General features: G+C 50.9%; 10 protein-coding genes. 9 read left to right on the forward strand and 1 reads right to left on the reverse strand.

The features are described from left to right. Positions 1 to 22: 22 nt before the first annotated feature. Positions 23 to 2,002 carry a thiamine pyrophosphate-dependent enzyme gene (locus I0P70_RS20655; protein ID WP_196121033.1) on the reverse strand — a complete coding sequence of 660 codons (1,980 nt, stop codon included), beginning with the start codon at positions 2,000 to 2,002 and terminating at the stop codon, positions 23 to 25. A 297-nt stretch (positions 2,003 to 2,299) separates the two neighbouring features. On the opposite strand from I0P70_RS20655, the gene I0P70_RS20660 reads away from it, so the two are divergent. The 9 genes from I0P70_RS20660 (at position 2,300) to I0P70_RS20700 (ending at position 11,551) form a co-directional block, all read left to right on the forward strand. Next, complete coding sequence (locus I0P70_RS20660) at positions 2,300 to 3,565, forward strand: pitrilysin family protein (RefSeq protein ID WP_196121034.1); 1,266 nt, start codon at positions 2,300 to 2,302, stop codon at positions 3,563 to 3,565. A 168-nt stretch (positions 3,566 to 3,733) separates the two neighbouring features. Continuing rightward, a complete protein-coding gene (locus tag I0P70_RS20665; protein ID WP_230392331.1) occupies positions 3,734 to 4,183 on the forward strand; it encodes a PepSY-like domain-containing protein in 450 nt (149 codons plus the stop codon). A gap of 230 nt (positions 4,184 to 4,413) precedes the next feature. Then, positions 4,414 to 4,854: a PepSY-like domain-containing protein gene (locus I0P70_RS20670; RefSeq protein ID WP_196121035.1), complete on the forward strand. Its 441-nt coding sequence runs from the start codon at positions 4,414 to 4,416 to the stop codon at positions 4,852 to 4,854. Positions 4,855 to 4,962: 108 nt separating this feature from the next. After that, positions 4,963 to 5,412 (forward strand): MarR family winged helix-turn-helix transcriptional regulator, encoded by a 450-nt coding sequence (locus I0P70_RS20675; protein ID WP_196121036.1) that lies wholly within the window; start codon positions 4,963 to 4,965, stop codon positions 5,410 to 5,412. 59 nt (positions 5,413 to 5,471) lie between these two features. Then, the gene (locus tag I0P70_RS20680; RefSeq protein ID WP_196121037.1) at positions 5,472 to 6,290 is read left to right on the forward strand and encodes an aldo/keto reductase; all 819 of its coding nucleotides are present in this window, start codon (positions 5,472 to 5,474) and stop codon (positions 6,288 to 6,290) included. 261 nt (positions 6,291 to 6,551) lie between these two features. After that, a complete protein-coding gene (locus I0P70_RS20685) occupies positions 6,552 to 7,652 on the forward strand; it encodes an alkene reductase (protein WP_196121038.1) in 1,101 nt (366 codons plus the stop codon). Positions 7,653 to 7,855: 203 nt separating this feature from the next. Continuing rightward, the gene (gene ispF, locus I0P70_RS20690) at positions 7,856 to 8,341 is read left to right on the forward strand and encodes a 2-C-methyl-D-erythritol 2,4-cyclodiphosphate synthase (RefSeq protein ID WP_196121039.1); all 486 of its coding nucleotides are present in this window, start codon (positions 7,856 to 7,858) and stop codon (positions 8,339 to 8,341) included. 33 nt (positions 8,342 to 8,374) lie between these two features. Next, on the forward strand, positions 8,375 to 10,024 hold the full coding sequence (locus I0P70_RS20695) for a M28 family peptidase (RefSeq protein ID WP_196121040.1): 1,650 nt from the start codon (positions 8,375 to 8,377) through the stop codon (positions 10,022 to 10,024). A gap of 150 nt (positions 10,025 to 10,174) precedes the next feature. After that, on the forward strand, positions 10,175 to 11,551 hold the full coding sequence (locus tag I0P70_RS20700; protein WP_196121041.1) for a LutB/LldF family L-lactate oxidation iron-sulfur protein: 1,377 nt from the start codon (positions 10,175 to 10,177) through the stop codon (positions 11,549 to 11,551). The last annotated feature ends 350 nt before the right edge of the window (positions 11,552 to 11,901 follow it).

Consider the following 11,901-nt stretch of genomic DNA (forward strand, 5'->3'; position numbering starts at 1 on the left):
CGTTTATTTCCTCTATTTTCCGCTAAAATGCCATAATGCTCTCCACCTTCTCGCGCAGGCGCTGCTTTGGCAGGAACTCCTGTTCCAACGGCGGCGCAAACGGCACGGCCGTATCCAGACTGGCAACACGTGTTACCGGGCCGTCGAGCAGCTCGAAGCAGTTCTCCCCGATCCAAGCCGCTATCTCGCCGCCTATACCGCCGGTCATGGTGTCTTCGTGCAGAATAATAACGCGGCCGGTACGGGCTACGGTATCTCGCACAGCTTCTTTGTCCCAAGGCAGCAGCGAGCGTAGGTCCAGTATGTCGAAGCTGATGTCCGTCATTTCCTGCTGCAGTTGCTTGGCCCAGTGCACGCCCATGCCGTAGGTGATGATGGAGATATCCGATCCCTCAGCCACTAACTTAGCCTTGCCAATCTCTACAGTATAATAATCGTCTGGAATTTCCTGGGAAATGGAGCGGTAGAGCAGCTTGTGCTCAAAGTACATCACCGGATTCGGATCTTCGATGGCTGCGTTCAGCAAACCTTTGGCATCGTATGGCGATGACGGATACACAATCTTTAGGCCCGGGGTATGGAAGAACCAGGCTTCATTGCTCTGCGAGTGGAACGGACCCGCAGCTGCACCCGCGCCAGTTGGCATCCGCACCACCACATCGGCATTTTGCCCCCAGCGGTAGTGGCTCTTGGCCAGGTTGTTCACGATCTGGCTAAAGCCAGCGCTCACGAAATCTGCGAACTGCATTTCGACCATGCTCTTCTTGCCCTTCACGGACATACCCAAGCCTATACCTAGTATAGCTGATTCGCAAAGCGGTGTGTTGCGCACGCGGTCTTTGCCAAACTGGTCGACAAAGCCCTCTGTTATTTTGAAAACACCACCGTACTCAGCAATATCCTGCCCCATCAGCACCAGTTCCGAGAAGCGCTCCATGCTCTGGCGCAGGCCATCTGAAATGGCGTCTACATAGCGTCGCTCGGTTTTGGCATCCGAAGCAGGTTTGATCACCTCTTGCTCAAAAGGACGGTACATGTCCTCTATTTCTTCTTCTCTGTTGGCTTCCGGCATTGGCGTCGCAAAGGCGGTTTGCAGCCCCTCTTCGATTTCGGCCTTTATCTCTTCGCGTATACCTTCGATGGCTTTTGGCGTCAGGATCACTTCGTCGAGCAGGTACTTCTCAAAGTTCTCCACCGGATCTTTTTTCGACCACTTCTCAAATAGCTCCTGCGGCACATACTTGGTACCGCTGGCCTCTTCGTGGCCGCGCATGCGGAAGGTGATCGCCTCGATCAGCATCGGGCGCGGGTTCTTGCGCATGCTGTAGGCAGCCTGACGCACCGTATCGTATACCTCCACAATGTTATTGCCGTCGATCTGCAAGGCATCTATACCATAAGCTGGGCCTTTGTCGATGAAGTGCTTGAACTTGAATTGCTCGTTGCTCGGCGTGGAAAGGCCGTAGCCGTTGTTCTCGATCATGAAGATAACCGGCAGATTCCAGACAGCCGCCACGTTCAGCGCCTCGTGGAAGTCACCTTCTGATGCACCGCCATCGCCGCTAAACACGAGCGCCACTTTCTCTTTGTTATCCAGCAAGTCAGCTAAGGCTATACCATCGGCCACTGCCAGCTGCGGACCCAAGTGCGAGATCATGCCCACAATGTGGTGCTCGTTGGAGCCGAAGTGGAAAGAGCGGTCGCGGCCCTTCGTAAAGCCAGTCTTCTTGCCCTGAAACTGCGCAAAGAGTCTGTCCAAAGGCACTTCGCGGCTGGTGAACACTCCCAGGTTGCGGTGAAGCGGCAAGATATACTCGTCTGATTCCAGCGCCATGGCCGAGCCCACGGAGATGGCCTCCTGCCCTATACCTGAGAACCACTTACTCACTTTGCCCTGGCGCAGCAGCACCAGCATGCGCTCCTCGATCATACGGGGCTTCAGGATACCTTTATATAAGGCGATCAGTTCGTCGTCAGAGTATTCTTTGCGGTTATAATTCATCTTATGATGCGGAAAATTCGTTGTGATATGGCAGCATAACGTTTGCTTAAGCCGCCGATTATGGTGCTAATTTATAAATTTGTTCGGTACTTCGTGTCTTACCGGCTCTGGCATACGCAACAAGCGGCGTCCGAAAGACCGTAAAGAAAGCAAAAGCTACAGAAAACCAGTCAGGCCTGCAAGTATTTGCAGGTTTTGATTGAACAGGGCACAAGGTATACCTGTTAAAAAAGAATTGACAGGAAAAAAATCAGGGAAAGGTAACATCGGTTGCCGTCCTTTAAAGAGAAGAAAATTATGATACAGTTTCAGGAATTTACGCTGGATAACGGACTGCGTGTGATCGTGCACGAAGACCACACCTCGCCGATGGCCGTGCTAAACGTGCTCTACGACGTGGGCTCCCGCGACGAGGAAGAGCAGCATACCGGATTTGCGCACCTGTTTGAGCACCTGATGTTCAGCGGCTCCAAACATATACCAGTATACGATGAGCCACTTCAGCGCGTGGGCGGCGAAAACAATGCCTTCACCAGCCCCGACATTACCAACTATTACTTATCCCTACCGGCCCAGAACATCGAAACCGGCTTTTGGCTGGAGTCGGACCGCATGCTGGACCTCGCTTTCAGTGATCACGGACTGGAAGTACAGCGCAAGGTCGTGGTAGAGGAGTTTAAGCAGAACTACCTAAACCAGCCTTATGGTGATGTGTGGCTGAAGCTGCGCCCATTGGCCTACGAGCAGCACCCTTACAAATGGGCGACCATCGGCAAGGAGATCGCGCACATCGAAGACGCCACCATGGACATTGTGAAAGCGTTCCACAGGAAACATTACTCCCCGAGCAACGCCATACTGGTGGTGGCCGGCAACGTGACTTTTGAGACGGCGAAGGAACTGACCGAAAAATGGTTTGGCCCTATACCTGCCGGCGAGAAGTACGAGCGCCATATACCTAACGAGCCGAAGCAACAGGAACCGCGTGTGCTGGAAACCAGCGCCGACGTGCCCTTGAGCGCCATCTACAAGGCCTACCACATGCCGCACCGTAACCACGAAGACTACTACGCCGTCGACCTGATCAGCGACATACTCGGCCGGGGCAAGTCTTCGCGCCTGTACGAGCAGCTGGTGAAAGAGCAAAAGCTGTTCAACTCTATTTCGGCTTCAGTAACCGGCTCCATCGAACCGGGCTTGCTCATCATCCAAGGCAAACTCAACGAAGGCGTGGACCTGCAAAAAGCCAATGCTGCCATTGAGGCTATTAATAAAGAGTTGATGGAAAAGCTCGTGGATGATGAAGAGCTGAACAAAGTAAAAAACCAGGCCGAGACGTCCATTGTGTTCTCTGAAATCGAGCTGCTGAATCGAGCCATGAACCTGGCCTATGGCAAGCTGCTCGGCGACGCGAACTTCGTGAACACCGAGGGCGAGAAGATTCAGGCCGTGACGCCGCAGGACATCCTGCGCTGCGCCAAGCAAGTGCTTGATCCGAACAATTGCTCTACCTTGCTTTATAAGGCCGAGAAGAAGGCCCAGCCTGTGGAGCAGGAGGCATAGGCAAGTATAGCTTATATAAACAAGTATAGCTTATATAAATAGGAGCGGCTGCGGTGAAAACTGCAGCCGCTTTTTCTTTTTCAAAATATACCCCTCTTCTTCAGAATTCCTCCAAAATCGGTCCGTAACATGCTATACAACCGATTTGTAAAACCTAAATTGAAGAAAATGAAAAAGACTGCATTTGCTATGCTTTTTATGGCAAGCACCCTATTTGCTTGTGACAATAACTCAGATGACGTAAATCCTGACGACGTACCTGCCGCCGTAAAAGAAACATTGCTCAGTAATTTCCCCGATGCCGCCGACATTGATTGGGAGCAGAAAGGAGATGATTACGAAGCAGATTTCGATGTAAACAAAGTAGATTATAGTGCACTGTTTAATGCCTCGGGGAGCCTGATAAAGCACAAGCAGGATATACCTGAGTCTGAATTACCGGACGCTGTGCGGGCAGCCATCAACACAGACTATGCTGCCTATCGTCTGGATGATATCGAGCGACTGGAGGAAGGTCAGACCATGCTGTACCAGATTGAACTGGACAACAATACCAAGGACGAAAAGCTGGTTTACTCCGCCGATGGCCAGCAGGTACAGCAGGCATACTGGGATTAACGAATGCCAAAACTCATTTAATCAGAAGCCTGGGGTTCTTAACCTCGGGCTTTTATATTCCATGTAAGGCCGCTCAACCAGCAAGCAGCCTTCCCTGTCCCCTCCCGACAAATAGTATTCCCTCCGCTTTTGTACTGGAGTGATCATTAATAACCTATTCTACAAAGTTTCTTCAGATTTGCATGCTAAGCTTAGGACCAAATCATCAGGTTACCTTTCATTACATAATCATGAAGCTACGATTCGCCACCATCACACTTTTTGCAGGACTTCTGGTTTCCTGTGACGATGATGTGTTGCCAGAGAAAGTGCCGCTGGAGGTACGGCAAAACCTACTGAACACATTTCCACTTGCCTTTGATATTGAGTGGGAAAGGAGCGGTAAAGATTACGAGGCTGACTTCAATATGCATGCGGCAGCACATAGCGCACTTTTCCGATACTCAGGTGAGCTTATGCAGTACAAGCGAAACTTACACTCCTCAGAATTACCAGAAGCTGTCGCCAACTCCATCGCTCAAAACTACCCCAACTACAAGACCGAAGAGGCCGAAGTTGTTGTAAAAGGCGACATTACCACCTATCAGGTAGTGCTTAAGGGCAAATCAGGAGAACTTGAACTAGCCTTCTCGGCAGAAGGCCGGCAGCTTTCACAGGCCTACTGGGACTGATCCTGCTTCAGTTTCGCTTCAGTTTGCTATATGTATAGCGTGCAACTTTTTGGGCATAACATTTGTATATACAAACAACAACATTACCTTTGTACCCATATTCAGCCTATGCGCATAGAAGACGAAATACAGCAGAAAGACTTCAAGGACGATCATCGTCGGATGATAGTTAACCTGTTGTTTACAAACAATTGGCTGAATCAGCAGTTTATACCTTTCTTTAAGCAATTTGGACTTACGCTGCAGCAGCACAATGTACTGAGCATCGTGCGCGGTCAGCAACCAAGGCCCGTTTGCTTTGGAGAAGTGCAGGAGCGCATGGTGGATCGCAACTCCAACGTGACTCGCCTGGTTGATAAGCTGATTGAGAAAGGCTATGTTACCCGTGATATTTGCCAAGCAAACCGCCGCATGATTGAGCTAAGGCTTACTCCGAAAGGCACGGAACTACTTCGTCAGATAGACGAGCAGATGCCCACCTTTTTCCAGCGCTTCCATAACCTGACGCAGGAGGAGGCAGTTTTGGTGAGCAAATTACTCGACAAGCTCAGAGGCTAAGCTATTTTTTTATACCATTATTTGTATACACAAATAATGTACAAACTGAAATATATTTTATGAAGCATATACAAGTAAAAGACGCATCTATACCTGCCCTTGGTTTGGGCACTTTTCAATTGTCAGATGATCAGGCCCGTGAAATCACAGCCGCTGCTATCTCTGAAGGTTACCGCCACATCGACACAGCGCAAATCTATCAGAACGAGGCGGGTGTGGGCTCGGCCATCAAAAACGCAGGTATAGCACGCGACAAGATTTTTCTAACCACGAAGGTTTTCAGGGAGAGTCTGTACAAGAAAGACTTTATGCCCTCGGTAGAGGAAAGTTTGCGCAAGCTCAAAACTGACTATGTTGACCTCTTGCTGATTCACTGGCCTAATCGCAATGTGCCCGTGGCTGAGTACATGGACCAGCTGATGGAAGCACAGCAAAAAGGCTATGCCAAGTACATTGGCGTAAGCAACCACCCCACTGCCTTGCTCGATGAGGTATTGGCAACCGGCGCAGACATCATCACCAATCAGGTAGAATACCATCCGCTGATCAACCAGACCAAGCTGTATACCTACCTGCGTGAGCACGGCATTTCGCTGACGGCATATAGTCCGATCGCGCAAGGCAAAGTGCTCGGTAATCCGGTTCTGAAAGGTATAGGCGAAAAGTATGGCAAGAACGAAGTGCAGGTATCGCTACGCTGGCTGGTGCAGCAAGACGGTGTGATGGCTATACCTAGAACATCCAAAGCCGAGCGCCTGAAAGATAACATCGACATCTTCGACTTTGAGCTGTCAGCAGAAGACGTCGCCCAGATCGACCAACTCAAAAAAGACAACCAGAGAGTAGTCAACCCACCTTTCGCACCGGATTGGGACTAGGGAGTTTAGGAGTTTAAGTCGCTCGCGTCCCGCGAGTGTGAGGCATTTGGTGGTGTCCCGCCACCTGTGCCTAGTGGCACAAAAATAGCGGCCGGAGTCCGCCGTATAGCTCACACTCGCGAGACGCGAGCGAGGGCACAACTTGTAGGGACAGGTTGCGATCTGTCCGAATCGTGCACGAAAAATCAACGAATAACGATCAACCCAACCCGTGCACAAAAAACAACAATTTAACAATCAGCAATTTAACAATTGACACATATGTCACAACCACTTTTAAGACAGATAAAACTACACGATTTAGAACTGAACAACCGCGTGATCATGGCGCCCATGACGCGCAGCCGTGCCGCTAACGAAGGCAATGTGGCCAACGACCTGATGGCAACTTATTACGCTCAACGCGCAAGTGCTGGCCTGATCATTTCGGAAGGAACACAGATCTCGGAGCAAGCCGTAGGTTATGTCAACACGCCAGGCATTTACAGCCAGGAGCAGGTAGCGGGCTGGAAGAAAGTAACTGACGCAGTACATGCCGAGGGCGGAAAGATCTTCGCGCAGCTATGGCACGTGGGTCGTATGTCGCACCCTGACTTTCACAATGGTGAGTATCCGGTGGCCCCTTCCGCCATCAACCCAAATGCACAGGCTTACACTCCTGAGGGATTTAAAAACACCGTTACTCCACGTGAGTTGACTATACCTGAGATCAAGCAGATCGTGCAGGATTACAAGGCTGCTGCCAAAAATGCAATAGATGCTGGCTTTGACGGTGTAGAGATTCACGCCTCAAACGGTTACCTGCTGCACCAGTTCTTCAATGGTACCTCCAACACCCGTACTGACGAATATGGTAGCTCCAAAGAAAACAGGGCTCGCATTCTGTTCGAAGTTATCGAGGCGATTCAGGAAGTCATGCCAGTGGAGCGTGTGGGTGTTCGTCTGAACCCAAGCCTGCACGGTATTTTCGGAATGACGCTGGACGAGGAGACCATCCCGACCTTCGACTACATCATCGAAAAGCTGAACAACTACAACCTATCCTACCTGCACCTGTCAGAGCCTTTCAACGATGTGAGCGCGATTTCACATGCCGAACAGCAAATCGCTAAGCGTTATCGTCCGATCTACAAAGGCAACCTGATTATCAATGCGGGCTTTACGCAGGAAAAAGGCAACACCGTGATTGAAGCTGGCGAGGCAGATATGGTAGCCTTCGGGGTGCCGTTCATCTCTAACCCGGACCTGCCGGAGCGTTTCCGCCAAAATGAAGAATTGCAGGAAGCCGACAAAAATACATTTTACTCTCCTGGTGCCGAAGGCTACATCGATTACCCTTCCCTTGCAGAAGCAAAGGCCTAAGCCAAAGGCGCTTTTTCATATATAGTCTGATAAGAGCCAGCTGCCCTAACCGGTGGCTGGCTTTTGCTTTTTAAACCTTTCCAGGCAATTTGAGTCTATACCCTTTAAAAATGCACCTGCTGCATCATGACAAAAGGGTAAAAGCACTATATTTACTTTTTATACCTGCCGTATAAGGCATTGCTATACCTTCAACACGCACTATGAAATTAAAAATAAGAACCGGCTTCGGCTATGACGTGCACCAATTGCAGGAAGGGCTGGACTTCTGGCTCGGCGGCATCAAGATTCCGCATACGCATGGCGCACTGGGCCACTCTGATGCCGATGTATTGATCCACGTGATCTGCGATGCTCTGCTGGGTGCCGCCAACATGCGCGACATCGGCTTCCATTTCTCTGACAAAGACCCGCAGTACAAGGGCATCGACAGCAAGATTCTGCTTAAAGAAGTGGTGCACCTGCTCTCCCGCGAAGGCTACGAGATCGGCAACATCGACTCGACCATCTGCCTGCAGGAGCCAAAGGTGAATCCACATATTCCGGAGATGAAAGCCTGCCTGGCCAAAGTGATGGGCATACCGGAGCATGATCTTTCTATTAAAGCCACCACTACTGAGCATCTGGGCTTTGTGGGCAAGAAAGAAGGCGTGGCTGCTTTTGCAACCGTCTTGATCTATAAACAATAACAATCCATAACCTTACCTTCACCTTACACAGACATGAAGTATAACAAGTTTTATGTGTATGCGCTGGCTGCCTTCCTGACCACAGGTTGCGCCACCACGCCTACTACCACCAGCACCACTGCTGAAACCACCGCCACGGAAGCTGAGCGACTGCGCGAAGCCGCTCCGAAGTATGCCTCCACCATCACGGCTGCTGACCTGTCCAAGCACCTCCACATACTCGCTTCGGATGAGTACGAAGGCCGCGACACAGGTTCTAAAGGCCTGCAGATGGCTGCCGATTATATCTCCCGCGAGTTTAAGGAAGATGGCCTTGTTGGACCAGTGAAGAACAGTGCCAACCCATACTACCAGCCTGTAGCGCTGGAGCGCAGCCAGTGGGGCGACGGCTACATCATGGTTGGCAAGCAGAAATTCATGATGGGGCAGGACTTCTTCGTGCTGGGCGCCTCGCCATACCAGACCGAACAAACTGCTGAAGTAGTATTCGCAGGCTACGGTATTGACGCTGACAACTACTCTGACTACGCCAACCTCGACGTGACCGGCAAAATGGTCGTGGTGCTGGGTGGTGAGCCAAAAGGTGCCGACGGCAAGTTCCTTTTGAGCGGTACTGACAAAGCTTCTGACTGGGGCAATGACTTCCGTACCAAGCGCAATGCCGCCACTAAGCGTGGTGCTAAGAGCGTACTGATCGTGACAGGTGCTAACGCAGGTGAATTTGGCACGATGACACAGCGCTACCGCAACTTCCTGACACGTCCGTCTATCGGCTTGAAGGGCAACGGTGCGCAGGGCGGAGCTACAGCAGCCATGATGGTATCGCCACAGGTAGGCGCTTCTCTGCTGGGCACAACGCCAGAGAAGATGCTGGCTTACGCTAACGCAGTTGCGAAAGCAGGTAAGCCTACACCAGGTACTTTCACAGCTGTGAAAGATGTGAAGGTGAAGACAGAACGTAAGAGCGAAGCACTTCCATCTGACAACGTACTGGGCTACATCGAAGGTACTGATAAGAAAGACGAAGTGATCGTAGTAACTGCGCATTATGACCACGTAGGTATAGAAGACGGCGAGATCTTCAACGGTGCTAATGATGACGGCTCTGGTACAGTAGCTGTTGTTGAACTGGCAGAGGCTTTTGCGCAGGCAAAGAAAGATGGCATGGGTCCACGCCGCAGCATCCTGTTCATGCTCGTAACGGCTGAAGAAAAAGGCCTGCTGGGTTCTGAATACTATGCTAACAACCCGATCTTCCCGCTGGAGAACACGGTAGCCAACATCAACATCGACATGATCGGCCGTATGGACTTCGACGCTGAGAAGACGAACGACCAGAACTACATTTACGTGATCGGTGCTGATAAACTTTCTTCGGAACTGCACCAGATCAACGAAGAGGTAAACCAGAAGCACGTAGGTCTTCGTCTGGACTACAAGTTCAACGACGAGAACGATCCTAACCGTTTCTACTACCGCTCTGACCACTATAACTTCGCTAAGCACGGTATTCCGATCGTGTTCTACTTCAACGGTGTACATGCCGACTACCACAAGGCAACTGACACGGTAGATAAGATCATCTTCGAGAAAGCTGAGAAAGCCGCCCGTCTGGCGTTCCACGTGACCTGGGAGTTGGCCAACCGCGACAACCGCATTGTAGTGGATAGCAACAAAAAGTAATACACTAAACTTGCATAAACGGCCGTTTAACATAAAAACGAGCTGCATTTATTAGCTTTGAGGAAAACACCCTAACTTTAAGGGTGTTTTTCTTTTTAATAGCACTTCCTGATTACTAGCCGTTTCAGGAAAACCGCAGGGTTTATTTATATGAGTAGACTAAAACAGTTTCTGCAGGACGCGGAAACGAAATCATTTGATCTGGGCCACCGCTCGACCATCAAGTTCAACATCGGCAAGTATAACGCCGCTGTACAGCGTGGCCTTACCCAATACAGCGACCACGAACTCGCCCGTGAGCGAGCTTCTTTTATAAAAACGAACACCATCAATAACCTTGATAAGTACCTGATGGAGTTCGAGTCTAACTTCACGGCCCGCGGCGGCAAAGTGATCTGGGCTCGCAATGCCGAGGAGGCGCTCAAGGAGATCGGCCAGATCATGAAGCGCAAGCGCGCCCGCTCGGTAGTGAAGTCCAAGTCGATGACGACGGAGGAGATTCACCTGAACAACTTCCTGGAGAAGAACGGAGTGGAGACAGTGGAGACGGACCTGGGCGAGTACATCGTGCAGTTGGCTGAGCAACGGCCTTACCACATCGTGACGCCGGCCATGCACATGTCTAAAAAGGACATTGCGGACCTCTTTGTAAAGAAGCTAAAGATAGCCCCGACCGATAGCGCCGAAGAACTGGTAGCCACTGCCCGCCGCCTGCTCCGCGCCAAGTATACTGAGGCCGAGGTAGGTATAACCGGCGGCAACTTCCTATTGGCTGATATCGGGGGTGTAGCCATTACCGAAAATGAAGGCAACGGCCGTTTATCCACTGCTTTCCCGAAGACACACATTGCCATTGTAGGTATAGAGAAGATTTTACCATCTGTTATGGACCTCGACCTGTTCTGGCCACTGCTGAGTACCAGCGGCACCGGACAGCAAGTGACTATTTATAATACGATCTTCACAGGCCCACGCCAACCAAACGAGAAAGACGGCCCGGAGGAGATGTACGTGGTGTTACTGGACAATGGCCGCACCGAGTTACTGGCTCTGCCTGAGAAGCGTGAAGCGCTCAACTGTATCCGCTGCGGTGCCTGCCTTAATGTGTGTCCGGTATACAAAAATATTGGTGGCCATACCTACGAAAGCACGTATAGCGGCCCGATCGGCTCGGTGATCACGCCGCACTACAACGGCATGGCCGAGAACAAGCACCTGAGTTTTGCCAGCTCCCTGTGCGGTGCCTGCACCTCAGTATGCCCCGTCAAGATCAATATCCATAACCTGCTGTTGCTCAACCGCCGCCAGAGTGTGGAACAAGGCTTCACGGAGAAGAGCGAGCGCACCACTTTCAAGCTGTGGCTTAAAGCCATGAAGAGCCGCAAGTTGTTGAATATGGCACCTGCAGGCGTGAAGAACTTTGTACTGAAGCAAGTGCTGAAAGACACTTGGAGTAAGCGAAGAGAACCATTGCAAGTAGCGCCGAAGTCATTTAACCAGCTTTGGAAAGAGCGGGAGGGGAAGTAGTCTGAATCAGGATTTTCAGGATTAAGGGATCTGCAGGATTTCCGTGAACGATTAACCCACCCCTGCCCCTCTCAATAGGGGAATCACGGCAATGATTGTCATCCCCCTGCCCCCTTCGAAGGGGGACTTCTGCCCTTACTCAGTTCACAGGTATAGGCCTCGTCGCTTCTTTTATAGTCCAGACAGATCGCTGGCAGGTATAGCAGGACTAACTCGCACGCTGGCTTTGAAACAAATACTTGTGCCAAGTGCGCCTTTGTGGCGCTCCACTGTTTGAGCGTTCAGCGAGTTTGGAGCGTCTTGATTTTTTTGCTTACTTTTTTCATCAAGGAAAAAAGTAAGGCCCGCCC

Source organism: Pontibacter sp. FD36, assembly GCF_015686655.1.
In the GTDB taxonomy this organism is placed as follows: Bacteria; Bacteroidota; Bacteroidia; order Cytophagales; family Hymenobacteraceae; genus Pontibacter.